This window comes from Klebsiella aerogenes (assembly GCA_029027985.1).
Taxonomy (GTDB): Bacteria; Pseudomonadota; Gammaproteobacteria; order Enterobacterales; family Enterobacteriaceae; genus Klebsiella; species Klebsiella aerogenes_A.
On sequence record CP119076.1, the window covers coordinates 2,281,291 to 2,306,073 of the forward strand.

The window sequence follows — 24,783 nt, forward strand, 5'->3', positions numbered from 1 at the left end:
AGCAGTGAATCAAGAATATTTATTTCACGAAATCGCATAAAAATGGAGGATTACGCTAAGGCGCGGGATTTTACGGAGTGTCTTGTGCGCATGCAATGGCGGCGGGCGAAAAAATGCAAAAAGGCGACATCATGTCGCCTTTTTAAGCAGTCAGATCCGATTACTTATACAGATCGGCGCTGATGGTGATGTTACCGCCACGTTCCTGCCACTGGCGGGTAATGTGGTAGTACTTCGCCCCTTTCTTAGCCGCGCGTTTCGCTGTCTGGTAAGAAATTTCAGTCATGTTGCCGTAGTTACCGGTGAACTTGATACTATCAAACGGCACCATCTGCGCCGCGGTGATTTTATTCACCTCTTCAACTTTGGTACCGTCCGGCAGTGTGACGGTGTAACGCCCGCCTTTGGATGACTGTGTTTCATAGAACAGGCCTACGCCGGTACCGGAACCGACGGAGGCAGAAGACGCCACGCCCGGAATTTCGACGTTTTTAGCCGCTTCGCCGCCTTTGGCCAGCGCGGCGCGACCCGCTTCGGAATCGGCCGGGATCGCATCCGGGCTCTGCAGAACGCGTTTCTGCGCGTCTTTTTTGTAGATGTAAGCGGTAATACGCTGGTTGCCGCCCTGGTTAGCATCAACCTGACGGACGATGAAGAAGGCGTAGGCGTCTTTTGCTTTTGCCGCTTTGGCGATGGCGTCGTTGACTTCCGGTTGGCTGCGATAGAAGCCTTGCACGGTCACGGTGTCATACGGCATCAGGGCGACGGCCTGATCTTTCGGCAATTCCATGACACCGTTGATGATGCGGTTTTTTGGTGTGTCGGCCTGCGGGGCATTTTCTTTATAAAAATCCGCAGTCACGCGCCAGTTGCCGCCGTTGCCGAAATCTGAAGTGTCGACAACATAGAAGGAAGCTGCGCCATCTTTATCCGCTTTGCGGGAGACGGCCTGTACGGCGTCGCCAATTGCATTAAAACGGCCAGTGACGACAACGCGGTCATAGGGCTTCAGCGCTGCCGCTTGCTCCGGAGTCAGCTCGGTCGCTGCATGGGCAGACAACGCGGTGGTAGCCAGAAGAGCAGACGCCAGGAGTGTGTTCTTAAGCTTCATAAAAATAATCCTTTGCCTTGCGCAAACCATGTACTGGTATTGTTGTTGACTGAAAACAGGTGATTATTGCATTTAAACAACACAACTGTCTGCGTCATTTTTCACTTCCCGCCCGAATCGTTCGTTACAAAAATATAACAAACACTGATATGTTGAAAAAACAGCCGTTTGAACAGCAAAATCGATAATCAATATCACTTTTATAAGTTAACGTAATGTTAACGCAATGATGCCGGCGGTAATAAATGGCGAATTACTCCGTCAGGTAAGCGAATTATCAGGTTCTGGCATAAAATTAAGGTAAATATTGCTGCCTGATGCCGGTGAGACTGATTTTTCTCAATAAAATCAAAAATTCTGTTTTAACGATGTAGATCACAATCGGTATTTTCAGTAGGTTATAAAAAGTTTGTTACTGTTTCATTTTCCAGATGAATACCCGTGCGGCGTTTTACGCCGCCGCTGGCCCATTTGTGAAAAAAATAAACCATCATCAAAAACCGATGGAAGGGAAAACTATGCGAATTGGGATACCAAAAGAGAGTTTAGCTCAGGAAACCCGGGCCGCTGCGACGCCAAAGACGGTCGAGCAGCTGCTGAAGCTCGGGTTTAGCGTTGCGGTGGAGAGCGGCGCCGGGAAACTGGCGAGCTTCGACGATGAAGCCTTCGTCGAGGCGGGTGCGGAAATCGTTAGCGGCGATAACGTCTGGCATTCGGACGTTATCCTGAAAGTTAACGCGCCGGACGATGCCGAAATTGCGAAACTTAATCCGGGCACCACGCTGGTCAGCTTTATCTGGCCGGCGCAGAATCCCGAGCTGATGGAAAAACTGGCTGCTCGCGGTATCAACGTCATGGCCATGGACTCGGTGCCACGTATTTCCCGCGCGCAGTCGCTGGATGCCTTGAGTTCGATGGCCAACATCGCCGGTTATCGCGCGATTGTCGAGGCAGCTCATGAGTTTGGCCGTTTCTTTACCGGGCAGATCACCGCTGCGGGGAAAGTCCCGCCGGCGAAAGTGATGGTTATCGGCGCAGGCGTCGCCGGGCTTGCGGCAATCGGCGCGGCGAACAGTCTGGGGGCGATAGTTCGCGCCTTCGATACTCGCCCGGAAGTGAAAGAACAGGTGCAGAGTATGGGCGCCGAGTTCCTTGAACTGGACTTTAAAGAAGAGGCGGGCAGCGGCGACGGTTACGCCAAAGTGATGTCTGAGGCCTTTATCAAAGCCGAAATGGCGCTGTTCGCCGCGCAGGCGAAAGAGGTCGACATCATCGTCACCACGGCGTTGATCCCAGGCAAACCGGCGCCGAAACTGATTACTCGTGAAATGGTTGATGCCATGAAATCGGGCAGCGTGGTGGTTGACCTGGCGTCGCAAAACGGCGGCAACTGTGAATACACCGTGCCGGGTGAAGTGGTGACGACCGACAATGGCGTGAAGATCATCGGCTATACCGATCTGCCGGGTCGTCTGCCGACGCAATCTTCTCAGCTCTACGGCACCAACCTGGTGAATCTGCTGAAGCTGTTGTGCAAAGAAAAAGACGGCAACATCACCATCGACTTCGACGATGTGGTGGTGCGTGGCGTCACGGTGGTGCGTGAGGGTGAAATCACCTGGCCTGCGCCGCCGATTCAGGTTTCCGCGCAGCCGCAGGCGGCGGCGAAGACCATCGACGCACCAAAAGAAGAAGCCAAACCGAGCTCGCCGTGGCGTAAATATGCGCTGATGGCGCTGGCGATTATTCTCTTTGGCTGGTTGGCGAACGTCGCGCCGAAAGAGTTCCTCGGTCACTTTACCGTCTTTGCGCTCTCCTGCGTGGTCGGTTACTACGTGGTGTGGAACGTTTCGCACGCGCTGCACACGCCGCTGATGTCGGTAACCAACGCGATTTCAGGGATTATTGTCGTTGGGGCATTGCTGCAGATCGGGCACGGCGGCTGGGTCAGCTTCCTGAGCTTTATCGCGGTGCTGATCGCCAGCATTAATATTTTTGGTGGTTTCACCGTCACTCAGCGCATGCTGAAAATGTTCCGCAAAAACTAAGGGGTAACAAATGTCTGGAGGATTAGTTACAGCTGCATACATTGTTGCCGCTATTCTGTTTATCTTTAGCCTTGCGGGGCTGTCAAAGCACGAAACCTCGAAGCAGGGGAACCTGTACGGTATTGCCGGGATGGCGATTGCGCTGATTGCGACCATTTTCGGACCGGACAGCGGTAACGTCGGCTGGATCATCGTGGCGATGGTTATTGGCGGCGCAATTGGGATCCGTCTGGCGAAGAAAGTCGAAATGACCGAAATGCCGGAACTGGTCGCGGTGCTGCATAGCTTTGTGGGTCTGGCGGCGGTGCTGGTGGGCTTCAACAGCTATCTCGATCATGCTCCTGGCCTCGATCAGGTGCTGGCGAATATTCACCTGATGGAAGTGTTCCTCGGTATCTTTATCGGTGCGGTGACCTTCACAGGGTCTATTGTCGCCTTTGGTAAGCTGCGCGGCAAAATCTCGTCCAAACCGCTGATGCTGCCGAATCGCCACAAGCTGAACCTGGCGGCGCTGGTGGTCTCGTTCCTGCTGCTGGTGGCCTTCGTGCGTACCGATAGCACCGGGAGCCAGGTATTGTGCCTGCTGGTCATGACCGTCATCGCGTTGGCGTTCGGCTGGCACCTGGTGGCATCTATCGGCGGCGCCGATATGCCGGTGGTGGTGTCGATGCTGAATTCCTATTCTGGTTGGGCGGCGGCGGCGGCGGGTTTCATGCTCAGCAACGATCTGCTGATCGTGACCGGCGCGTTGGTCGGTTCTTCCGGTGCGATCCTCTCCTACATCATGTGTAAGGCGATGAACCGCTCGTTTATCAGCGTCATTGCCGGTGGCTTTGGTAGCGATGGCGCAACGTCCAGCGGCGACGAAGAAGTGGGCGAGCACCGTGAAATCAGCGCGGAAGACACCGCGGAAATGCTGAAAAACTCGCACTCGGTGATCATCACGCCGGGCTACGGTATGGCGGTGGCGCAGGCGCAGTATCCGGTTGCTGAAATCACCGAGAAGTTGCGTGCGCGCGGCATCAAGGTGCGTTTCGGTATCCACCCGGTAGCCGGACGTCTGCCTGGTCACATGAACGTCCTGCTGGCGGAAGCGAAAGTACCGTACGACGTGGTGCTGGAGATGGATGAAATTAACGATGACTTCAGCGATACCGATACCGTTCTGGTTATCGGTGCGAACGACACCGTTAACCCGGCAGCGCAAGACGATCCGAAGAGCCCCATCGCCGGTATGCCGGTACTGGAAGTGTGGAAAGCGCAGAACGTGGTGGTATTTAAGCGTTCCATGAACACCGGCTACGCCGGCGTGCAGAACCCGCTGTTCTTTAAAGAGAACACTCACATGCTGTTCGGCGATGCTAAAGCCAGCGTTGATGCCATTCTGAAAGCGCTGTAATAGCGTAATGCGCTAAGCCGTCTCTGTTGAGACGGCTTTTTTATATGCAAAGCAAAACACTGATTCGCTCATAAAGTGAACGCCAGGAGATGGTATACTGTGCCTGTTTTTTCACCACACTGAGGATATTATGGATACCGAGTTAACTCCAACGCAGATGGCTATCGAATACCTGCGCCGCGACACTTCCGCTATGACCCCTGCGCAGTATCTGAAGAAGCTCAAACTTCTGGAACTTGAGTTTGCCGATTTGATGTCACTTTCATCCCTTGAGCTGAGAGAAGAGATCGATCTTGCCTGGCGTTTAGGTATCCATTAACACGCTGTTCGTATTCAATCACATTGCGTTGATATCCCAGGGCCGACAGGCCCTTTATTTTTGCCTGCGTACGTACAACCAGCAAAAAAATCCCCCGACAGGCGGGGGATTCAGAGCGTGGCTGAGGCAGGAAACGTCTTAGTCGTCTTCGTCGTCGTCCAGTTCTACCGGGGTTTGATAGGCTTCCGGTTTCAGTACCAGTAAATCGCAGCGCAGGTGATCGATAACCTGTTCCGCGGTGTTGCCCAGGAACGCGGCAGAGATACCGGTACGCCCAACAGTGCCCAACACCACGATCCCGGCCTGTAGATGCTCGGCTAAATCAGGGATCACCTCTTCCGGCAACCCTTTCTCGACGTGAGTGAGGCTTTCATCGATACCGAACTTCTGGCGCAACGCTTTCATCGCCAGCAGGTGCTGGCCGCGAATCGCGTCGTTATAGATGCTCGGGTCGAAATCAGGCAGTTCAATGGCGATGTTGATCGGCGTAATCGGATAGGCGCCGACCAGATGCACTTCGGTATGGTTAACCTGTTCGGCGAGGGCGATGGTCTCCCGCACCAGTTTTTCATTGAGGGTGTTGTGATAGTTTTCTTCGCTGGCCAGATTAACCGCGACTAACGCTTTACCGCCTTCCGGCCATGGCTGATCTTTAACCATCCATACCGGACATGGGCATTTACGTAACAGGTGCCAGTCGGTTGGGGTGAAGATCACCGCTTCCAGCTTGTCGTGCTGGTGGGCCATCTTCAGTAGCAGGTCATGCTTGTCGCTGATGATCTCCTGAATAATGGCTTCAAAGGGGCGGTTGTGCCACACCACTTTGATATCAATCGGAACTCCGGATTCAATATAAAACTTCGCCTGTTCACGGATCCAGGCGCTGCGTTGGCTAATGACGCCCTGGCGCATCGCAGTTCGTTCATCGGGCGACAGCAGGGTGGTCATTTCGTAGGAAAAATCATAGATCGGCAAAAAGGCTTTGATGCGTCCACCAATCCGTTGGTGCAGATACACCGCGCGCCGTAATGCGGGCTGGTCGTCCTGGTTAGGGTCGATTACTACCAGCATGTTCTGATACTTCGCCATACAGGGTCTCCTTACAACTGTAGCTACAGTCAGTTATTAAAAAGATAACCCATATGGATGAATTGAAACAGGGGATGACCCCGGCCAGATCAACAAATTAGAAAAAATTTGTCGACCCGGCGCAGGATAACAGGAGCCAGGAGGGGGATATTTAGGCGACGTTACGCGCCTGGCCCGCCAACTGAGCCAGCAGGTCGCTGTTTTCGATGGTGATATACTTGCCTTTCACTGCCAGCATACCGCTTTTCTGGAAGCGGCCGAGTAGGCGGCTGATGGTTTCCACCGTCAGGCCAAGATAGTTGCCGATATCGCCGCGGGTCATCGTCAGACGGAACTCACGCGGGGAGAAGCCGCGCTGCGCAAAGCGGCGGGACAGATTATAAATAAAGGCCGCCAGGCGCTCTTCTGCGTTCTTTTTGGAAAGCAGCAGGATCATGTCCTGATCGCCTTTGATCTCGCCGCTCATCAGGCGCATCATCTGCTGGCGCAGATTCGGCATTTTACCGGAAAGGTCGTCGAGCGTTTCAAAAGGAATTTCGCAGACCATCGACGTTTCCAGCGCTTGCGCGAAGCTCGGGTGCAAAGCGGTGCCGATGGCGTCGAAACCGACCAAATCACCCGCCAGGTGGAAGCCGGTAATCTGCTCATCGCCTTGCTCGGTAATGGTGTAGCTTTTGATGGTGCCTGAACGGATAGCATACAGCGACTTCAGTTCATCACCGGCTTTGAACAGGGTTTGCCCTTTCTGAATAGGCTTTTTGCGCTCGATAATATTATCCAGCTGATCAAGTTCATGTTCGTTCAAAGTAAAGGGGATGCAGAGCTGGCTAATGCTGCAATCCTGACAGTGGATTGCACAACCACCAGACTGAATGCGTCGTATAATTCGCTTTTCCGGGATCATATGTCTGCTCAAGCTTTAATTGATATTGGTCAATTTTAACATCTTTTTGAGGCGCAAGTAAGCCTCGAAACCCGGAAACACGCATTATTAGGAGGGTAAATATCTTACCCTCTTTATCTTATTGATAGTAAAAATATTATTGGGATGACGGTAATTGTAAAGTTACCTGTAATTTCCCAAAAAAGCATGATCGGTCAAAGCAGCAAATAGCCCTCGTGGCGCAATAACCACTCTTTGCGTTGTACGCCCCCGGCATAGCCGGTCATGGTGCCGTTGCGGCCTATCACCCGATGACAGGGGACGACGATACTCACTGGATTGGAGCCATTTGCCGCACCGACCGCGCGTGCAGCGCCGGGGCGCCCCAGCGCTTCTGCTAGCTGGCCGTAGTGCATCACCTGGCCGCAGGGGATGGTGCGCAGCGCCTGCCAGACCTGGCGCTGAAACGGCGTGCCGCCGGTCGCGGTTGGCAATGTATCGATAACGGCGAGATCGCCGTCGAAGTATTCCGTCAGCTTAGCGCTTAGCCCGCCAGGATCGCGGGCATCAACGCGCTCGTAGCCTTCATGGCGATAGTGGATGTCGAGCAGTTGCTCCATACGATCGCGGTGCTGATCCCACTCCACGGCGCGCAGGTTAAACTGTTCATCGCAAATGATCCACAGCGGTCCCAGGGGGGTGTCGATTTTGTCTTGCAGCAGCGTCAGCATCGGTATTCCTTCAGCGAGATGATTTTGGCAGGGCATCACCATACCACGACGCTATGCCTGCAAACTATACCCCCGAAAGGTCAGCAAATAGCAAATAATGAAAGCCTGTACTATTAATTGATAAATACGAATCGAAGCCATTCAAATACATTTATTACCCGCCTGTGGTTAATCGCGGTAATAGAAGCGGGGCATTGTTTATTTTTGCATTAATGGCCTCGCGCAGTGGGAAAGATATTTTGCTACCTTTATCTGGCGGCGAATTTCCCTGTGCGGAGGAGCGTTCAGTTCAAATCTCTCTGCAGTTTGTCATACGCACGCGGATTAGTGTGAACTGGCTAATTCACCGGGAGGCACCCGGCGCCGCAGATCAATATACAGGCATTCTTTGAGTAGATTATTTGCCAGCGTTTCGGCGCTGGTTTTTTTCCCATAAAGGTGGCGATATGCAATATCTAATGACTGGGGTTGCCGTCTTAATTATCAGCGGCTTAGCGCTTCATCTGTTGTTGCTGGCAATGGCGGGGTTGTATAAAACGTTGTTTAACCGCACAACGCCACGTTGAATGACGAGCGGCCTTCCCTGGCCGACGGTTACGTTAAGGTAATCGCGGATAAATACCGGGTCCGATCGGCAGTCCCACCAGATACCAACCCACTAACAGCAGCAGCCAGACGGCTAAGAAAATCAGCGGGTAGGGCAATACCAGTGAGTAGTAGGTTCCCAATTTGGCATCGGGTCGGTAGCGCTGTAAAAAACCGAGAAACAGCGGGACAAACGGCGATACCGGCGCGAGCGGCAGCACGGAAGAGTCGGCAATACGGAACAGGATCTGCGCAAACGCCGGATGAAAGCCCAGCAGCATAAACATCGGCACGAAGATCGGCGCCAGAATTGACCAGATGGCTGAGCCGCTGGCGATAAACATACACAGAAAAGCCGATAGCAGCGCCAGGCCGACAAACGCCGGCACTCCGTTCATCCCGGCGCTCTCCAGCACATCCGTTAAGCCGACGGCCATGAATTTGCCCATGTTGCTCCAGTTGAACATGGCGACGAACTGGGCCAGCGGAAAGACCATCACGATAAACCCAGCCATCTCTTTCATCGGTTCAATCATCAACTGCGGCAGGTCGGCCTGACGACGAATTTTGCCGGTCGCGATGCCGTAAGCTAATGACACGACAAAGAAGAAAAAGATAATCAGCGGCACGATGCCTTTAATAAACGGCGAGGGCATCACGGTGTGTTTGAGGGGATCGCGCAGGATGCCATTTTCCGGTACGACCATCAGCGCGACAAGCGCGACGAACAGGAGCGCCGCAATTCCGGCAACACGCAGGCCGAAGCGCTGTTCCGCGGTTAGCGTCTGCAACGATTCATCACTTTTGCCTTGCCACTTCCCTAACCGCGGCTCGACCAACTTATCGGTAATCAATCCGCCCACCAGGGTCAGAACGATCACCGATGTCGCCATAAAGTACCAGTTGTCGATCACACTCACGTGTAGCGAGGCATCGAGCGTTTTCGCCGCTTCCGTACTGATACCTGAAAGCAGCACGTCGGTGGTGACGATCAGCAGATTGGCGGTGAAGCCGCAGCCGACGCCAGCGATCGCCGCCAGTAGCCCCGCCACCGGATGACGTCCGACGGCGAGGAACATCAGCGCGCCCAGCGGCGGCATGATCACCAGCGCCGCATCGGAAGAGATGTGGCTGAAGAAGGCGATAAACAGCACCATGTAGCTGGCGTAACGGGCGCTGACGTGCGACGACATCTTGACCATCAGCGACGGCAGCAGACCCACCCGTTCGGCAAATCCGGCGCCAAGCACGAGTGCCAGAATCGCGCCCAGCGGTGCGAAACCGCTGAAATTTTTAATCACGTTCGGGAGAAACCAGTGCAGCCCCTCAACGCTAAGCAGGTTTTTTACCACCACCCGCGAACCGTCGGTGGGACTCTGCACGCCGACGTTCAGCGCCGATAATATTGCGGTGGCGGCCATCAATACCACAATCAGATAGATAAACAGTAAAAAGGGGTGTGGAACCTTGTTACCTATTTTTTCAACCCAGCCATACAGCTTACCGGTGGGGGAATGCGAGGGTATGGAAGACATACTCATGGGCGTTCCTCAATTGTCGTTGTTGTGTTGGTTGCGGCTTACCCTGGTTTTGTCAGCGCTTATTTTTATCGGCAATGGCCGCGATGCCGTACAAAATCCAAAGGGCTATTTTTTATTATTTTAAAACGGATGGAACGATGTCCTGCGGGATCGGGCACTGGTATGGGCTGGCGGCCAATACCTGAGCCAGTTCCTGCTGGCTGGCGGCGAGCAGCGGCTTATCGCTGAACAAACGAATCGCCGTCGCCGCCAAAATTTTCCCCGCCAGCAGCATTCCTTTATGGGCGATGGACGTTCTTCCCTGGCTCACCAGTTGCCAGGTATGCAGCGGCGTCCCAACGGCGAAGCAGGGGCTGAAGCATTGGGCTACCGGCGCCTTCCAGCTCACGTCGCCAACATCGGTCGAACCGGCGAGCACGTTATCGGTCGCCGCCCACGGCGCCACTTCGTCAATCAGGAGCGTGTCGCGGTGGCGGCTGGCAAAGGCTTTACCTTCTTCGCCGCTGGTGTCGGCAATATTTTTCAGGCTGTTATTAATATCGTTAGCGCTCAATGTCGCGCGAATATCGGCGGCGAAGGCGCGCTCTTCTTCACTCCACTGCGGCGTACCGTAATGGCTCACCGCCTGATACATCGCGGCTTCCAATGTACGGTTAGGCAGATAGCTGGAACAGGCTTTCTCAAAACGACAGCTGACGTGGGTTTCGGTCATCAGCGCGGCGCCCTGGGCGATTTTCTCTATACGGGCAAAAATTTGCTGAACGTCGGCCATTTCCGGAGCGCGAATTAAATACAACACTTCAGCCTGTGCTTGTACCACGTTGGGCGAGACGCCGCCGGTATCGGTGATCGCATAGTGGACTCGCGCTTTTTCGATGATATGTTCATTGAGGAAGTTGCTGCCAGTGGTCATCAGGGTCACGGCATCCAGCGCGCTGCGCCCCAGATGCGGCGAGTTTGCCGCATGCGCCGCGGTTCCGCTGAAACGCCATGCCGCCTGAATATTGGCCAGAGTACGGGTGCTGAACATTCCGGCCCAGGCCTCAGGGTGCCAGGTCAGGGCGGCGTCAATATCGTCGAATAGTCCCTCACGCACCATAAAGGTTTTTCCGGAACCGCCTTCCTCGCCAGGACAGCCGTAGAAGCGCAAGGTACCGCCGCCGCCTTGCTGTTGCAGCCAGTTTTTAGCGGCGACGGCGGCCGCAAAAGCCGCGGTGCCGAGCAGGTTGTGTCCGCAGCCATGCCCGTTCTCGCCCGGGGTCGCAGAACCCGGCTCCGCGCGGCGCGCATGTTGGCTGAGTCCCGCCAGGGCGTCATATTCGCCAAGTAGCGCAATCACCGGTTTGCCTGCGCCGACGCTGGCGATAAACGCGTTTGGAATTCCGCCCGCGTTGCGGGTCAGCTGGAAACCTTCGGCTTCCAGCGCGTCGGCCAGCCGCCCGGCGGACCAGAACTCCTGGAAACGGGTTTCCGGATGATCCCAGATATCATCGGCGATCGCGCAAAAATCACTGCGGCGCGACTCAATGGTTTCATCGACAAATTGATAGACTTTTTCCATCACACACCTCGCTGCCAGGGAAAGTTAAGCGCGATGCGCGCCAGCGTTTCGACCGCCATTGTCATGACGTTTTCATCGAAGTCGAATTTTTCATTGTGGTGACCGGCGCTCAATTCGGTACCGAAAATCATATAGGAGGCGAGACCGCCGCGTTCTTGCACCCGTGCCATCATTAAGGTGGCGTCTTCAGAGCCTGCCGGCGCGGCAATACGGTCGACCGCGTGTTCAACGCCGGGCACCTGGGCCGCCTGCTCACGCAGATATTGCACCCACGCTGGCGATGGTGAGCTGGAGGTGGCGGCGCCCATCAGGCGTAGCTCATAGCTGGCCTCGTACATCGCCGCCGCGCCGGCAATCACCTGTTCGGCCCGTTCGAACACGTACTGGTTAATAACGTCGGTTTCGCCGCGCGTTTCTACTTTCAACAGTGCGGAAGACGGTACCACGTTGCGGCCAGTACCGGCCTGCATGACTCCGACGTTCACCCTGGATGCGCCAGCGCTGTGCGGCGCGATGGCATGCAGGGCAAGCGCGGCCTGCGCGGCGGCGAGCAGCGCGTTGCGGCCATCCTCCGGTTTGCCACCCGCGTGGGCGGCGACGCCATTGAACTGCACGTCGAACTTAGTGGTGGCCATGAAGTTATCGCCGCCGCAGACCACCGTGCCTGTGGGTACGCCGGTACCGATATGGATGGCGGTGAAATAGTCCACGCTATCCAGTACGCCTGCCGCCACCATGGCGCGCGCACCGCGGGTGCCTTCTTCGGCGGGCTGGAAAATCAGCTTGATGACGCCGTTGAGTTGCGCGGCATACTGCTGCAGAACGTGCGCCAGACCCAACCCGATGGCGGTATGGCCGTCATGACCGCAGGCGTGCATCATCCCGGCGTTGCAGGAGGCGAAACCCGCGCGATGCGGGCGATGACTCTCGTCATGCTGCTCATTGAGGTCAAGTGCATCCATATCAACGCGAAACGCCAGTGTCGGGCCGGGGCGGCCGGTATCCAGCGTCGCGACAACACCGGCGAACCCGCCTTCAAACGCCGGTAACCAGCGTTCCGGCGCACCCTGTTCGCGGGCGCGCTGGAAGGCCTGCGCCAGCGTGGCGTCATCAGGCAGTCCCATCCGGCTGCCGGCATCGATAACGTCGCGTCCCAGCGCCAGCTGATAACCCAGACCATCTAAGATCTCCGCGACCTTACTGGCAGTACGAAATTCCAACCAACCGGATTCCGCGTGCAGATGAAAATCGCGACGCCATTGCGTCATTTCCGGCGCCAACTGGCTGATGAATTCATGAAGTTGCGGCATAACCTTTCCTGTCATAATTAAAAAGTGTGATGGTGTTCACGATGTGATAGCTTTTGCTTATCACTCACCCCTTTCAGGTAATTTCACCCTTAACCTGCCACAGCAGGATGGATTACAGTAGATGTCATTTTCTTCTGTCTGATAAACAATGGTTATCATCTAAAACATGTCATTTCAGATTAAATTTCATCAAATTCGCGCCTTTGTCGAGGTGGCCCGCGAAGGGAGTATTCGCGGCGCCAGCCGGGCGCTGGCGATTTCGCAGCCCGCGTTGACCAAAGCCATTAAAGAGCTGGAAGAGGGGCTTTCCGCCCAGCTTTTTGTCCGCCGCAGCCAGGGGGTCGCGCTGACCGAAAATGGCGAAAGTTTTTATCAACATGCGAGCTTGATCATGGAAGAGTTGCGGGCGGCGCAGGATGAACTGTTGCAGCGTCAGGGCGAGCAGGCCGGGAAAATTAATATCGGCCTCGGCGCCAGCGTCGCGCGTTCGCTAATGCCGTCGGTGATCTGCCGCTTTCATCAGCAGCATCCACTGGTGAAGGTGCGGATCATGGAAGGGCAACTGCTGGCGATGATTAATGAACTGCGCCAGGGGGAGCTGGATTTCACTATTAATACTTACTATCCCGGCCCGTACGATCATGAGTTCAGTTTTGAAAAGTTGTTTGAGAAGCCCTTTGCCGTTTTCGCTCGCACCGGTCATCCGGCCGCGCAGGCGACGTCGCTTGCGGATTTACTCGATCATCACTGGACGATGCCGACGCCGCGCGGCAGCTACTTTAAACAGCTGCAGGATATGTTTAGCCAGGTTGGGATGGTGCCAAAGGTCGATATCGTCTGCGAGACCTTCTCTTCGTGCATCAGCCTGGTGGTGAAGAGCGATTTCCTTAGCATTCTGCCGGTGGAGCTCGGCAACGATCCGATGATGGCGGACAAGCTGGTGATGATCCCCATTGGCGAAACGTTGCCAAAGGCGACTTATTACCTGATTCAACGACGGGACTCGCGGCAAACGCCGCTAACGGCTTCGCTAATCACTCAGTTTCGTCGTCAAAGCCGTCAATTGTTTCCTTAATCGCCAGTTGCCAGCGGTTGCGGCCAAACGCGTTGAGAGCCGCGCGCGAGGCGGCTATAGTAGCTGGCGACAGCCGCAGGAGGAGTGACCATGAACCTTGACGACAAATCCCTGTTTCTTGACGCCATGGAGGATGTCCAGCCTCTGAAACGCAACAACGATGTACACTGGCATCCCGAACGCAACGCGCGCGCCCCGCAGCGCGTCGATACCGTGCAGCTCGATAATTTTCTCACCACCGGTTATCTCGATATCGTGCCGCTTGCCGCGCCGTTGGAGTTTAAACGCGAAGGACTGCAAAGCGGCGTACTGGAAAAGCTGCGGCGCGGAAAATACAGTCAGCAGGCGAGCCTGTCGCTGTTGCGTCAGCCCGTCGAGCAGTGCCGACAAATGCTGTTCGCCTTCGTGATGCAGGCGCAAAAAGAGGGGCTGCGTAATCTTCTTCTCATCCACGGCAAAGGTCGTGAAGACCAATCTCATGCCAATATCATACGCAGCTATCTGGCGCGCTGGCTGGTTGAACTGCCCGAGGTTCAGGCGTTTTGCGTCGCGCTACCGCATCACGGCGGCAGCGGGGCATGTTATGTGGCGCTGCGCAAATCGGAGCAGGCCAGGCAGGAGAATTGGGAATTGCACGCCAAGCGTAGCCGCTAGCGCAACAATAGCGTTAGCTCGCGGGCGGCTTTTTGTAGCTCCGGCAGTACCCGGTCCAACATTTCGCGGGTCGACATCTGGCCCGCATGTACCCCGACGTTTAGCGCTGCTTCCACTTGTCCTTGTGGGTTATACAGCGGCACCGCCAGCGAACGTAGCCCCATCTCCAGCTCCTGATCGTTCAACGCATATCCCCGCTGGTGGACGCGTTTTAGTTCCGCACGCAGCTTATTCACCGAATCGACCGTCTGCGGGGTGTAGCGGATCATCGTCACCCGCCCCAGCATGTCGTTCAGCCGATCTTCCGGTTGGTGGCTTAACAACACCCGCCCCATGGATGTCGCCCAGGCCGGTAAACGGCTGCCGATATCGAGATCGATAGTCATGATCCGCGAACTGGAGGCGCGCGCGATGTACAGAATATCGTCGCCATCGAGGGTCGCGATGGAGCAGGACTCATTGAGCATTTCGCTTAAATGTTTGAGTACCGGCTGCGCCGAACGCGCCAGCGGCGTCGAGGCCAGCCAGGCGTGACCGAGGGCGAGGATCCGCGGACGCAGCTGGAAATTTTTGCCGTCTTCCGCGTACACAAACCCTAATTTGCTGAGGGTGTACAGGCAGCGGCGCACCGCCGCGCGGGGAATGCCCGTCTTCTGGCTGATTTGTGAAATCGACAGCACCGGGCGTTGCGGCGTGAAGGCCTGAATCACCTCCAGCCCGCGCGCCAGCGACGCCATAAAGTTCGGATCGCCCTTAAACGGGTCGCCGTCGCCTGCCGCTAAATCATCGGGATGCTTGTCCATTTTATTCTCCGTATTTGCCATCGATCACATTCTTTCGCTAAAGATATACGATGTTCGATTATCGCACCATATTTCGATTATCGCCCTTGACCAACATCGTTAAGCGGGTCACATTTTGTGCGAACAACGCATAAAAGTGCGATTACCGCACATAAAGGAGCGACCTGATGATTGATAAAAGCGTGTCGACGCTAAGTGAGGCCATCGCCGGGATCTACGACGGCGCGACCATCATGATCGGCGGATTTGGCCCCGCCGGACAGCCGACGTATCTGATTGATGCCCTGATTGATCAGGGCGCCCGCGACCTAACCATCATTAATAACAACGCGGGTAACGGCGAAGTGGGATTGGCGGCGCTGCTGAAGGCCGGGCGAGTACGCAAAATGATCTGCTCCTTCCCACGCCAGGTAGACTCACAAATTTTCGACGACCTTTACCGCCGTGGCAAAGTCGAATTGGAACTGGTGCCGCAAGGCAATCTCGCGGCGCGTATTCAGGCTGCCGGCGCAGGTCTTGGCGCGGTATTCACCCCAACCGGCTACGGTACGCCGCTGGCGGAGGGTAAAGAAACCCGCGAAATCGACGGCCGTCACTACGTGCTTGAATATCCGATTAAAGCCGACTTTGCGCTGATTAAAGCCCATCAGGGCGACCGTTGGGGCAACCTGGTCTACCGCAAAGCGGCGCGCAACTTCGGCCCGATCATGGCGACCGCCGCCAAAACCACCATTGTTGAAGTTTCGCGGCTGGTCGCGCTTGGCGAACTTGATCCGGAAAACGTTATCACCCCGGGGATTTTCGTCCAGCGCGTGTTCTCGCTGGAAAATCTGTCCGCCGCACAAAGCGCCTGAGGAGCCGAATATGCAAAAACTCACCCGTGACGAAATGGCCCAACGCGTGGCCCGCGATATTCCGGAAGGCGCTTACGTTAACCTCGGCATTGGTCTGCCGACCCGCATCGCCAACTATCTGCCTGCAGATAAAGAAGTCTTCCTGCACAGTGAAAATGGTTTGTTGGGCATGGGGCCGAAACCGCAGCCGGGCGAAGAGGATCCGGAGCTTATCAATGCCGGTAAAGAGTACGTGACCCTGCTACAGGGTGGTTGCTTCTTCCACCACGGCGACTCCTTCGCCATGATGCGCGGCGGCCACCTCGATATCTGCGTGCTTGGCGCCTATCAGGTCTCTGCCAGTGGCGACCTCGCTAACTGGAGTACCGGCGCGCCGGATGCGATCCCGGCAGTCGGCGGGGCGATGGATCTGGCTATCGGCGCGCGCCAGGTGTTTGTGATGATGGATCACCTGACCCGCGACGGCGAGTGCAAGCTGGTAGAACACTGCAGCTACCCGCTGACCGGCGTCGCCTGCGTCAGCCGTATCTATACCGACCTGGCGGTCATCGATATTACCGACCACGGCCCGGTGGTACGGGAAATTTTTAACGGTCTCTCTTTTGAAGAGCTACAGCGTATCACGCCGGTGGCGTTGACCTTCGAACAACTGGCGGAAAGCGCATAAGGAACCTATGATGAATCAGGCATTTATCTGCGATGCACTGCGTACGCCGTTCGGTCGTTTCGGCGGCGCATTATCCAGCATGCGCGCGGACGATCTGGCGGCGCTGCCGTTGAAAGCGCTGTTGGCACGCCATCCCGGACTGGATCCGGCGCTGATTGATGATGTGATCTACGGCTGCGCCAACCAGGCCGGCGAAGATAACCGTAACGTGGCGCGAATGGCGCTGCTGCTGGCCGGGCTACCGTCGAGCGTTCCCGGCAGTACGATTAACCGTCTGTGCGGTTCCAGCCTTGATGCGATTGGCGTCGCCGCGCGGGCGATCAAAAGCGGCGAAACCCAGCTGATGATCGCAGGCGGCGTGGAAAGTATGTCGCGCGCGCCGTTTGTGATGGGCAAAGCGGAGAGCGCTTTTAGCCGCGCGATGCAGATGGAAGATACCACTATCGGCTGGCGCTTTATTAACCCGCAGATGAAAGCGCTCTATGGCGTGCACTCGATGCCGGAAACTGCGGAAAACGTTGCCGATGAGTTCGCAATTTCCCGCGCCGATCAGGACGCCTTTGCGTTACGCAGCCAGCTACGCGCCGCGGCGGCGCAAGAGGCGGGGCGTTTCGCTGATGAGCTGATCGCGGTCCCGGTGCCGCAACGTAAGGGCGAACCGCTGCTGTTTAGCCGCGATGAGCACCCGCGCAGCACCTCGCTGGAGGCGTTGGCGAAACTGCGTGGCGTCGTGCGCGGCGACGGCAGCGTCACCGCCGGTAATGCGTCCGGAGTCAACGATGGCGCCTGCGCACTGTTGTTGGCTAGCGAACAGGCGCTGGCGACGCATGATTTACAACCGTTGGCGCGAGTCGTCGGCGTGGCGACGGCGGGCGTGGCGCCGCGGATTATGGGCTTCGGTCCGGCGCCGGCGGTACGCAAGGTGCTGGCGCAAACCGGCCTGACGCTGGCGCAGATGGATGTGATTGAATTAAATGAAGCTTTCGCCGCACAGGCGCTGGCGGTGACCCGGGATTTAGGCTTGCCTGACGATGCCGCTCATGTTAATCCGAACGGCGGGGCGATTGCGTTGGGTCATCCGTTGGGGGCCTCCGGCGGGCGTTTAGCGATGACGGCTGCGTATCAGCTGAAGCGTACCGGCGGCCGCTACGCGCTGTGCACCATGTGTATCGGCGTGGGTCAGGGGATTGCGCTGATTATTGAACGCGTGTAAGGAGTAGCGATGAGTTTGTTGACCCCGATGTTGCGCAGTAGTCCGCTAACCGACTGGTTTAGCGATGCGCAACGGGTACAGGGCATGCTGGATTTCGAAGCCGCGTTGGCGCAAGCGCAGGCTGCTTGCGGGATGGTGCCGCAGGCGGCGGTGTCGCCGATAGTGAACGCCTGCCAGCACGCGCAGTTCGACTTCAAGGCGTTGGGGCTGGCGGCGGCCAGTGCCGGTAATCTGGCGATCCCGCTGGTCAAACAGTTGACCGCGCGGGTTAATGCTCAGGACCGGGATGCCGCCCGTTACGTCCATTGGGGGGCCACCAGCCAGGATGCGATTGATAGCGGTTTTGTGCTGCAGCTGCGCGGTGCGCTGGCGGCGACGCAAACCCTCTTACAACGTTTGATCGATGCGCTGGCCGAACAGGCGCAGCGCTATCAACAGACCGTGATGCCGGGGCGTACCTGGATGCAGCATGCGCTGCCGGTCACCTTTGGTCTCAAGCTGGCGGGCACGCTGGATGCGCTATTGCGCTGGCAGCAACGGCTGGCGGAAATGCGTCCACGGGTGCTGGCGCTGCAGTTTGGCGGCGCGGCGGGGACGCTCGATTCATTGAAACAACAGGCGCCGCAGGTGGCGCAGGCGCTGGCGCAGGCCCTCGATCTATCGTTGCCGGATACGCCGTGGCATAGCCAGCGCGACCGTTTCCTCGAAGTGGGCGCCTGGTATGCTGGCGTCTGCGGTACTGTAGGTAAATTCGCCAACGACTTTTCGCTACTGATGCAAACCGAAGTGGCGGAAGTCGGCGAACCGGTGGCGGAAGGGCGCGGCGGTTCCTCAACTATGCCGCACAAACGCAATCCGGTGGCCTGCGCAGCGATCTTAACCGCCGCGCAACGCACGCTGGGGCTGGTCGCCACGCTTTACGCCAGCCAAATCCAGCAGCATGAGCGCGCGCTCGGCGGCTGGCAGGCCGAATGGGAAACCTTGCCGGAGCTGATCATGCTGGTGGGCGGGGCGCTGGCGCAAAGCGACGCGCTGGTGCGCGAGATGCAGGTCTTCCCGCACAAGATGCGCGCCGATCTCGATATGACTCACGGGCTGATTATGGCGGAAGCGGTCACGCTGGCGTTGGCCGAATTTATTGGCAAAGCCGAGGCGCATCATCATATTGAAGCGCTGTGCCGCCAGGCGCTGGAGCGTCACTGCTTGCTTATCGATCTGCTTGCGGCTGACCCGCAGGTCAGTCAGTATTTTTCCCGCGAACGCTTAACCGCGCTACTGGATCCGGCAACGGCGACCGGTAGCGCAGAACGCTTTGTGCGCCAGGTGCTGGCGCGTTATCAGGAGCAACGTCATGAACCTTGATTACCAACTCGACGGGCCGGAAGGCGCGCCGGTTATCGTCCTGTCAAATTCGCTTGGCACCACTCGCACGATGTGGCAGCCACAGTTAGACGGCCTGACGAGCCATTTTCGCGTGCTGCGTTACGATACCCATGGCCACGGTAAAACGACAAAACACGGCAAAGTGACGCTGGCGCAGTTGGGTGAAGATGTGATTGCGCTGCTCGATCATCTCAATATTCGTCAGGCTCTGTTTTGCGGTATTTCGATGGGCGGCCTCACGGGGTTATGGTTGGCGCGCTTTGCGCCGGAGCGTTTTTACGCGGTGGCGGTCGCCAATACCGCGGCGCGCATTGGTGATCAGTCGAGCTGGCTTTCACGCGCTCGCGCGGTGCGTCAGGAAGGAATGAATGTGGTTGCCGCCGGCGCGGCGGACCGTTGGTTCACCGATCGTTTCCGCCAGCGTGCGCCGGATGTGGTGGAGGCGTTGTGTCACCAATTGACCCACAGCGACGCGGAAGGCTACGCCGCCTGCTGTGAAGCGCTGGCCGCGGCTGACCTGCGGGCGGAAGTAGGGCAAATCACGATTCCGACGCTGATCATTGCCGGTGAAAGTGACCCTGTCACTACCGTTAACGATGCGAACTTCCTGCATCAGCAGATCCCGAACTCGCAGGTCGTGGTGCTGAACGCGTCGCATCTGTCGAATATTGAAGCGCCGAAATCCTTCACCACCGCGCTGATCGGCTTTTTCCAGGGAGAGCAGTATGGAGGATAAACAACGTTATCAACAGGGAATGGAGGTCCGGCGTAAGGTGCTGGGCGATGCGCACGTCGACCGTACGCTGCGCAATCTCACGCCGCTGAATGAGGAGTTTCAGGATTTTATTACCCGCTACGCCTGGGGCGAGACCTGGACGCGTCCGGGTCTCGACCACCATACCCGCAGTATGATCACCATCGCGATGCTGATTGCGCTTAACCGCGAGGCGGAGTTGAAAATGCACCTGCGCGCCGCGTTTAATAACGGCGTGACCCGCGATGAGTTAAAAGAGTTGATTATGCATTCGGCGCTGTATTGCGGATTGCCAGCGGCTAATGCCACGCTCCATCTGGCGCAGCAGGTGTTTGACGAAATCGACGCCGCGCAGGCGTAGGTTCACCGCTTTGCCCTGTCCGCGCTGCGCTTAGCGGGGCTACGGGGCACGACATGTAGGCCGGGTAAGGCAAAGCCGCTACCCGGCAATGGGTTATTTGTCGTTCTCCTGCGGCGCGGTGGCCGGGGCGGGATACCAATCCTCTTTGGCGATCACCACCGCGCCTTTCGGCTGCATGACAAAGTTTGGCGACATGATCTGTACGCCAAATTCATTAAACACATCAATGATACTGCTGTGCAGCGCGTTGCGCCCTTCGGGTAGTGGCGTTTCCGGCAACAGCCGCACCTGTAGCTCGAAAGACGTATACCAGTCGAGCAAACCTAATTTGCGGACAATCGGCGCGACCTGATGATCGATACCCTGGGCGCGGTGCGCGGCCAATTCCAGCATCGCTTGCACCTGCCGCCACGGCGTGTCGTAGCCAATGGTGACCCCGGTCGTCAGATTAATTCCTTGCTGCGGATCGTTGGTGCTGAGGTTAGTGATTTTACCGCTGACCACCACCGCATTAGGCAGGGTGACAATATAGTTTTCGCGGGTCAGGATCTTGGTCGCCAGCATGCCAATTTCGCTCACCTGGCCTTCGTTGTCGGCGATGCGGATCCAGTCGCCCTTATGCAGCGCGCGGGAGTATATGAGTACCAGCCCGCTCATCGCGTGATTCATGACCCCGGCAGACCCCAGAGTCAGCATCAGGCCGAAGAAAACGCTGATTCCCTTGAAGGCCAGCGAATTCGCACCGGGCAGGAAAGGATAAGCGGCGGAGAGCGCGAACAGCCAGATTACCACTGAAATCAATTTGCGCGTCGCGCCAACGGTTTCAGGGTGCAGGCCGGGAATTTGTACTCTTCCAGCGGCAACCTGATCCAGCAGAACCTTTATCAGGCGAATAATGAACCCGGTGATCAGAAAAATAAGCAGCACAATCATCAGTCCCGGCAGTGCCGAAACGATAGAGAGCGAAATATCCCGCAGCACGCCCACCGACCACTCGCCGAGCGACGTACCCCACACTCGGGTCCAGGGAAACAGGCTGAAGACCCAGCTCAGCCATACGTAGACGGCTAATAGCCCGAGCAGTACCAACAGCAGCGCGTAGAGTCGGCTTTCAACGTTACCGAGAAAGCGCCGCCAGGGAGGCGGAATGATGCTGCGCTTTTCGAGGATCCGCAGATGGAAGAAGCGGCGTACTCGTCGCCATGAGCGGAACGCCAGATAGCAGGCCAGCGCCAGTACCAGCGCGGCGGCCGCTGACTTCACCACAGCCAACAGCAGGTAACGGGTATTAAATTGTTCACGGAGCGAGGTTCGTTGCGCTTCCATGCGGGTAAGCACTTTCTGTGCCGCTTGATCCAGCGTTAAATCATCGCCTTCATCGAGATCGGCCTGACTCAGCAACATAATCGGTTTACCGTTCATCAGGAATAACCGCCCCGGCTGGTGGTAGCGGGTGACCGGCACTACCTGCAACGGCTGGCTGATATCGGCTTCGGTAAAAGCGCGCAGGGTATGACGGATCCGCAACACGCGTTCTTCCGGCGTGGTCTGGCCGAAAGTCGCCTGTAGCATAACGATCGGTTGATGGAAAATGGCGACGGTTCGCGCCTGTTCACGCTCAGTGGGCTGCTGGCGCGGTTCCGCCGCCGAAAGCGGAAAGGCCAGCCATAGCAGAAAACACGCCGTTAATAACGCCTGAATCCTGTTCATATGCGACACCAGAAAGGGAGAATTATTGTTATTTTTCAGCTGCTCAAACTCTGAGCGGCCGCTGGATTGAGCATAGTTCAGCGTCAGGTGAATTCAAGAAAGCATGAAGATAAAACGCCCGGCGTCAGCGCGAGGATATCGAAGCGATTTTCGTCACCAAAAATCGCGACATTATTCTCCCATCGCCGCCGCGTATTCGCTTTCAGCCGCGGGATAGCGCTTATCAGGTTACTGGCTGTACTGCTTAAGCAGGCCATATTGTTCAGCGACCAGCCGATAGCGATACACCGGACGACCGGTTGCGCCATAGTGAATGGTGGTGTAGAGAATATTAATCTGCGCCAGCCAAATCAGATACTTGCGGCAGGAAACCCGGGAGATATTCACCGCCGCCGCCAGCTCATCGGTCGAGAACTCGGTGTCCGGGTGGCTCTCAATCCACTGGCACAGCGTGCGCAAAGTTTGCGCCGTTAATCCTTTCGGCAGCTTGCGCGCGTCGGCCGCTTCCGGCGTACCGCCGTGCAGCAGGCGATCGACGTCAGCTTGTTCATAATACGGCTGGCCGGTCATCAGTTTGCGCTTCTCCCGCCACGCGGTCAGCGCCTCTTCAAAGCGCGGGAACTGGAACGGCTTAATCAGGTAATCCACCACGCCGTAGCGCATGGCGGTCTGTACGGTGGCGGCATCGGCGGCGGAGGTGATCATAATGACGTCGATGGCGCGGCCGCTGGCGCGGATGGTTGGTAGCAGATCCAGGCCGCTATCCTGCTGCATGTAAACGTCCAGCAGCACCAGGTCAATCGCCATCTGCGGGTCGTTAATCATCTCCTGGGCCTTGCCGAGCGTTGACGCGCTGCCGCAGCAGTTGAAGCCGGAGATGCGCGCCACGTACAGGCGGTTCAGCTCGGCAACCATCGCATCGTCGTCAACAATTAATACATTTATCACGCTTTTTTCCTTTTACTATCCCAGGGCAGGTGAACAAAAAATTGAGTAAATACGCCAGGCTCGGACTCGACGGCCAGCGTGCCGCCCAGCTCGTGAAGCTGCTGGTTGGCGAGAAACAGGCCGACGCCGCGATTCTCACCTTTGGTGGAGAAGCCTTTCTTAAAGATGGCGTCGATATTGGCCGCCGGGATCCCCGGGCCGTCGTCGCTGACTTCGCCGCTTAGCCAGCCATCCTGATAATGCAGCAACAGGCTGACTTCGCCTTCCGCCTGGCCGCGCATGGCGTCCAACGCGTTTTCAATCAGATTGCCTAATACCGTCACCAGCACGGTGACCTGTTTCTCATTCGGGCAATCAGGCACCAGACTCTCATCGGCGAGACGCAACGCGAAGCCTCGTTCTTTGGCGCGCTGGATTTTACCAATCAGAAAGCCGGCGACCACCGGAGATTTTATCCGGCGCTGAATTTCGCCAATGTCGGCCTGGTAGGCATGGGCGGTTTGCAGCACATACCCTTCCAGTTTGTCATAGCTTTTCATATTCAGCAGGCCGAGGATCACGTGCAGTTTATTCATGAACTCATGCGAGGTGGTACGCAGCGCGTCGACATAGGTCATCATCCCATCCAGCCGCTGCATCAGTTGGCTCATCTCGGTTTTGTCGCGGAAGGTGCTAATCGCGCCGACGATGGCGTTCTGGCTGCGTACCGGGACGGTGTTGCAGATCAGCAGCAAGCCGTTGCAGCCGAGCGCCCGGTCATAGATGGGCTCGCCGCTGCGCAAGACCTCCTGCAGATCCGCCAGCAGCGGGGCATGATCGATGCTTTTATCCGGGCCGCTCAGCAACATACCGCGCGCCGCCGGGTTAATCAGGGTGACCTGGCCGCTGGCATCCACCGCGATTACGCCTTCTTTCAGTGAGTGCAGCATTGCCTGACGCTGCTGGAATTGGGCGGAGATCTCCTGCGGCTCCAGCCCCAGCAGAATACGTTTCAAGCCACGAACCAGGCTCCAGGTTCCAATGGCGCATACCAGCGCGCTGAACAGGATGGTCAGCAGTACGTCCCAGCGGCTGTCGGCGAGCTGCTCATCGACTTTGCTGAGCGAAATCCCCACCACCACCACGCCAATCTGTTGATGCTGTTCATTGAATACCGGAGTGAACACGCGTAGCGCCGGGGCCAGTATGCCGTGGTTAATCGCGACGTTCTCGCGACCGGCCAGCGTCGGGCGGATATCCTCGCCGATAAAAGGTTTGCCGATAATGGCGCTATTCGGGTGTGAATAGCGAATGCCGTGCATATCGGTGACGATGGCATACAGCAGATCGTTACGCTGGGTAATCGCCAGCGCCAGCGGCTGAATAATATTGCTCTGTGGCGGTTCGCCAAGGCCACGCTTCACCTGCGGCATATCGGCCATGGTGCGCGCCACGGCCAGCGCAGTTTCTTTTAAGCCGTCGCGGGTGGCATGGCTGATTTGCATAAACCACAGCGCATACACCAGTATCAGGACCGCGCCAATGACGCTGCCTATCATCAGCGTAACGGCGGTGCTTAATTTCAGGCTGCGGGCGCGCGTGCGGGCAGGTGGCAGTAGTTCGGCTTCCTTCATGACAACCCCGGTTAAATCGTTGGAGGGTATTATCGCCGATAGGGGCGCTTTCATAAAGCCGCGTCATAACAGTAAACAGCAACGATCGGTGTATCGCGTTATGTGAAGCGAAAGAGAATGTTGCCAGCACCGCTCATTAATATTTCCCCGCACAGGTTTGTTAAATAACTA

Annotated in this window: 22 protein-coding genes and 2 pseudogenes; 12 read left to right on the forward strand and 12 right to left on the reverse strand. The window is 56.9% G+C overall.

Going from position 1 to position 24,783, the window contains the following annotated elements; genetic code table 11:
- Positions 1-160: 160 nt before the first annotated feature.
- Both ydgH and PYR66_10905 read right to left on the reverse strand, forming a co-directional pair.
- Positions 161-1,111: a DUF1471 family protein YdgH gene (gene ydgH / locus PYR66_10900; protein ID WEF30157.1), complete on the reverse strand. Its 951-nt coding sequence runs from the start codon at positions 1,109-1,111 to the stop codon at positions 161-163.
- Positions 1,108-1,290 (reverse strand): annotated as a pseudogene (locus PYR66_10905) (hypothetical protein). The gene ydgH and the pseudogene PYR66_10905 overlap by 4 nt, the downstream one beginning before the upstream one ends.
- Positions 1,291-1,629: 339 nt before the next feature.
- On the opposite strand from PYR66_10905, the gene pntA reads away from it, so the two are divergent.
- The 3 genes from pntA to PYR66_10920 all read left to right on the forward strand — a co-directional run bounded on the left by pntA (position 1,630) and on the right by PYR66_10920 (position 4,877).
- Positions 1,630-3,159, forward strand: coding sequence for a Re/Si-specific NAD(P)(+) transhydrogenase subunit alpha (pntA, locus tag PYR66_10910; GenBank protein ID WEF30158.1), 1,530 nt, complete (start codon positions 1,630-1,632; stop codon positions 3,157-3,159).
- A 10-nt stretch (positions 3,160-3,169) separates the two neighbouring features.
- Positions 3,170-4,558 (forward strand): Re/Si-specific NAD(P)(+) transhydrogenase subunit beta, encoded by a 1,389-nt coding sequence (pntB, locus tag PYR66_10915; GenBank protein ID WEF30159.1) that lies wholly within the window; start codon positions 3,170-3,172, stop codon positions 4,556-4,558.
- A gap of 130 nt (positions 4,559-4,688) precedes the next feature.
- Complete coding sequence (locus PYR66_10920; GenBank protein ID WEF30160.1) at positions 4,689-4,877, forward strand: YdiH family protein; 189 nt, start codon at positions 4,689-4,691, stop codon at positions 4,875-4,877.
- Between the two features lie 138 nt (positions 4,878-5,015).
- Here PYR66_10920 and uspE read toward each other — a convergent pair whose 3' ends face one another.
- The 6 genes from uspE to PYR66_10950 all read right to left on the reverse strand — a co-directional run bounded on the left by uspE (position 5,016) and on the right by PYR66_10950 (position 12,577).
- Positions 5,016-5,966 carry a universal stress protein UspE gene (gene uspE / locus PYR66_10925; GenBank protein WEF30161.1) on the reverse strand — a complete coding sequence of 317 codons (951 nt, stop codon included), beginning with the start codon at positions 5,964-5,966 and terminating at the stop codon, positions 5,016-5,018.
- 151 nt (positions 5,967-6,117) lie between these two features.
- Positions 6,118-6,870, reverse strand: a complete 753-nt coding sequence (fnr, locus tag PYR66_10930; protein ID WEF30162.1) for a fumarate/nitrate reduction transcriptional regulator Fnr — start codon at positions 6,868-6,870, stop codon at positions 6,118-6,120.
- 194 nt (positions 6,871-7,064) lie between these two features.
- Positions 7,065-7,580 carry a methylated-DNA--[protein]-cysteine S-methyltransferase gene (ogt, locus tag PYR66_10935; GenBank protein ID WEF30163.1) on the reverse strand — a complete coding sequence of 172 codons (516 nt, stop codon included), beginning with the start codon at positions 7,578-7,580 and terminating at the stop codon, positions 7,065-7,067.
- A 599-nt stretch (positions 7,581-8,179) separates the two neighbouring features.
- The gene (abgT, locus tag PYR66_10940; protein WEF30164.1) at positions 8,180-9,706 is read right to left on the reverse strand and encodes a p-aminobenzoyl-glutamate transporter; all 1,527 of its coding nucleotides are present in this window, start codon (positions 9,704-9,706) and stop codon (positions 8,180-8,182) included.
- A 115-nt stretch (positions 9,707-9,821) separates the two neighbouring features.
- Positions 9,822-11,267: a M20 family metallopeptidase gene (locus tag PYR66_10945; protein ID WEF30165.1), complete on the reverse strand. Its 1,446-nt coding sequence runs from the start codon at positions 11,265-11,267 to the stop codon at positions 9,822-9,824.
- On the reverse strand, positions 11,267-12,577 hold the full coding sequence (locus tag PYR66_10950) for a M20 family metallo-hydrolase (GenBank protein ID WEF30166.1): 1,311 nt from the start codon (positions 12,575-12,577) through the stop codon (positions 11,267-11,269). The genes PYR66_10945 and PYR66_10950 overlap by 1 nt, the downstream gene beginning before the upstream one ends.
- Before the next feature lie 166 nt (positions 12,578-12,743).
- On the opposite strand from PYR66_10950, the gene PYR66_10955 reads away from it, so the two are divergent.
- A complete protein-coding gene (locus PYR66_10955) occupies positions 12,744-13,652 on the forward strand; it encodes a LysR family transcriptional regulator (protein ID WEF30167.1) in 909 nt (302 codons plus the stop codon).
- 90 nt (positions 13,653-13,742) lie between these two features.
- A complete protein-coding gene (smrA, locus tag PYR66_10960; GenBank protein WEF30168.1) occupies positions 13,743-14,306 on the forward strand; it encodes a DNA endonuclease SmrA in 564 nt (187 codons plus the stop codon).
- Here smrA and PYR66_10965 read toward each other — a convergent pair.
- Positions 14,303-15,109: an IclR family transcriptional regulator C-terminal domain-containing protein gene (locus PYR66_10965; GenBank protein WEF30169.1), complete on the reverse strand. Its 807-nt coding sequence runs from the start codon at positions 15,107-15,109 to the stop codon at positions 14,303-14,305. The two genes, smrA and PYR66_10965, sit on opposite strands and share 4 nt — an antisense overlap.
- Before the next feature lie 167 nt (positions 15,110-15,276).
- Between PYR66_10965 and PYR66_10970 the strand changes: the two genes are divergently transcribed.
- The 6 genes from PYR66_10970 to pcaC are packed head-to-tail and all read left to right on the forward strand — an operon-like array spanning position 15,277 to position 20,341.
- Complete coding sequence (locus PYR66_10970) at positions 15,277-15,963, forward strand: 3-oxoacid CoA-transferase subunit A (GenBank protein WEF30170.1); 687 nt, start codon at positions 15,277-15,279, stop codon at positions 15,961-15,963.
- 10 nt (positions 15,964-15,973) lie between these two features.
- Positions 15,974-16,630, forward strand: a complete 657-nt coding sequence (locus PYR66_10975; protein ID WEF30171.1) for a 3-oxoacid CoA-transferase subunit B — start codon at positions 15,974-15,976, stop codon at positions 16,628-16,630.
- Positions 16,631-16,640: 10 nt separating this feature from the next.
- Positions 16,641-17,843 (forward strand): 3-oxoadipyl-CoA thiolase, encoded by a 1,203-nt coding sequence (gene pcaF, locus PYR66_10980; protein WEF30418.1) that lies wholly within the window; start codon positions 16,641-16,643, stop codon positions 17,841-17,843.
- 9 nt (positions 17,844-17,852) lie between these two features.
- Positions 17,853-19,205 carry a 3-carboxy-cis,cis-muconate cycloisomerase gene (locus tag PYR66_10985; protein ID WEF30172.1) on the forward strand — a complete coding sequence of 451 codons (1,353 nt, stop codon included), beginning with the start codon at positions 17,853-17,855 and terminating at the stop codon, positions 19,203-19,205.
- Positions 19,195-19,962, forward strand: coding sequence for a 3-oxoadipate enol-lactonase (gene pcaD, locus PYR66_10990; GenBank protein WEF30173.1), 768 nt, complete (start codon positions 19,195-19,197; stop codon positions 19,960-19,962). Before PYR66_10985 ends, pcaD begins: the two co-directional genes overlap by 11 nt.
- Positions 19,952-20,341, forward strand: a complete 390-nt coding sequence (gene pcaC, locus PYR66_10995) for a 4-carboxymuconolactone decarboxylase (protein ID WEF30174.1) — start codon at positions 19,952-19,954, stop codon at positions 20,339-20,341. The genes pcaD and pcaC overlap by 11 nt, the downstream gene beginning before the upstream one ends.
- A gap of 93 nt (positions 20,342-20,434) precedes the next feature.
- Here the strand turns inward: pcaC and PYR66_11000 are convergent, their stop codons facing one another.
- A complete protein-coding gene (locus PYR66_11000) occupies positions 20,435-22,051 on the reverse strand; it encodes a mechanosensitive ion channel (GenBank protein WEF30175.1) in 1,617 nt (538 codons plus the stop codon).
- A gap of 116 nt (positions 22,052-22,167) precedes the next feature.
- Between PYR66_11000 and PYR66_11005 the strand changes: the two are divergent.
- Positions 22,168-22,299: pseudogene (locus PYR66_11005) on the forward strand (FAD:protein FMN transferase).
- Here PYR66_11005 and dcuR read toward each other — a convergent pair.
- Together dcuR and PYR66_11015 are read right to left on the reverse strand one after the other, a co-directional pair.
- Positions 22,280-22,999 (reverse strand): two-component system response regulator DcuR, encoded by a 720-nt coding sequence (gene dcuR, locus PYR66_11010; GenBank protein WEF30176.1) that lies wholly within the window; start codon positions 22,997-22,999, stop codon positions 22,280-22,282. The pseudogene PYR66_11005 and the gene dcuR sit on opposite strands and share 20 nt — an antisense overlap.
- A complete protein-coding gene (locus PYR66_11015) occupies positions 22,996-24,612 on the reverse strand; it encodes a sensor histidine kinase (protein ID WEF30177.1) in 1,617 nt (538 codons plus the stop codon). The genes dcuR and PYR66_11015 overlap by 4 nt, the downstream gene beginning before the upstream one ends.
- Between the last annotated feature and the right edge of the window lie 171 nt (positions 24,613-24,783).

Excerpts from the sequence above, each read along its gene's own strand:
- ydgH (WEF30157.1), bottom strand. The coding sequence starts at position 1,111 with ATGAAGCTTAAGAACACACTCCTGGCGTCTGCTCTTCTGGCTACCACC.
- pntA (WEF30158.1), top strand. The coding sequence starts at position 1,630 with ATGCGAATTGGGATACCAAAAGAGAGTTTAGCTCAGGAAACCCGGGCC.
- pntB (WEF30159.1), top strand. The coding sequence starts at position 3,170 with ATGTCTGGAGGATTAGTTACAGCTGCATACATTGTTGCCGCTATTCTG.
- PYR66_10920 (WEF30160.1), top strand. The coding sequence starts at position 4,689 with ATGGATACCGAGTTAACTCCAACGCAGATGGCTATCGAATACCTGCGC.
- uspE (WEF30161.1), bottom strand. The coding sequence starts at position 5,966 with ATGGCGAAGTATCAGAACATGCTGGTAGTAATCGACCCTAACCAGGAC.
- fnr (WEF30162.1), bottom strand. The coding sequence starts at position 6,870 with ATGATCCCGGAAAAGCGAATTATACGACGCATTCAGTCTGGTGGTTGT.
- ogt (WEF30163.1), bottom strand. The coding sequence starts at position 7,580 with ATGCTGACGCTGCTGCAAGACAAAATCGACACCCCCCTGGGACCGCTG.
- abgT (WEF30164.1), bottom strand. The coding sequence starts at position 9,706 with ATGAGTATGTCTTCCATACCCTCGCATTCCCCCACCGGTAAGCTGTAT.
- PYR66_10945 (WEF30165.1), bottom strand. The coding sequence starts at position 11,267 with ATGGAAAAAGTCTATCAATTTGTCGATGAAACCATTGAGTCGCGCCGC.
- PYR66_10950 (WEF30166.1), bottom strand. The coding sequence starts at position 12,577 with ATGCCGCAACTTCATGAATTCATCAGCCAGTTGGCGCCGGAAATGACG.
- PYR66_10955 (WEF30167.1), top strand. The coding sequence starts at position 12,744 with ATGTCATTTCAGATTAAATTTCATCAAATTCGCGCCTTTGTCGAGGTG.
- smrA (WEF30168.1), top strand. The coding sequence starts at position 13,743 with ATGAACCTTGACGACAAATCCCTGTTTCTTGACGCCATGGAGGATGTC.
- PYR66_10965 (WEF30169.1), bottom strand. The coding sequence starts at position 15,109 with ATGGACAAGCATCCCGATGATTTAGCGGCAGGCGACGGCGACCCGTTT.
- PYR66_10970 (WEF30170.1), top strand. The coding sequence starts at position 15,277 with ATGATTGATAAAAGCGTGTCGACGCTAAGTGAGGCCATCGCCGGGATC.
- PYR66_10975 (WEF30171.1), top strand. The coding sequence starts at position 15,974 with ATGCAAAAACTCACCCGTGACGAAATGGCCCAACGCGTGGCCCGCGAT.
- pcaF (WEF30418.1), top strand. The coding sequence starts at position 16,641 with ATGAATCAGGCATTTATCTGCGATGCACTGCGTACGCCGTTCGGTCGT.
- PYR66_10985 (WEF30172.1), top strand. The coding sequence starts at position 17,853 with ATGAGTTTGTTGACCCCGATGTTGCGCAGTAGTCCGCTAACCGACTGG.
- pcaD (WEF30173.1), top strand. The coding sequence starts at position 19,195 with ATGAACCTTGATTACCAACTCGACGGGCCGGAAGGCGCGCCGGTTATC.
- pcaC (WEF30174.1), top strand. The coding sequence starts at position 19,952 with ATGGAGGATAAACAACGTTATCAACAGGGAATGGAGGTCCGGCGTAAG.
- PYR66_11000 (WEF30175.1), bottom strand. The coding sequence starts at position 22,051 with ATGAACAGGATTCAGGCGTTATTAACGGCGTGTTTTCTGCTATGGCTG.
- PYR66_11015 (WEF30177.1), bottom strand. The coding sequence starts at position 24,612 with ATGAAGGAAGCCGAACTACTGCCACCTGCCCGCACGCGCGCCCGCAGC.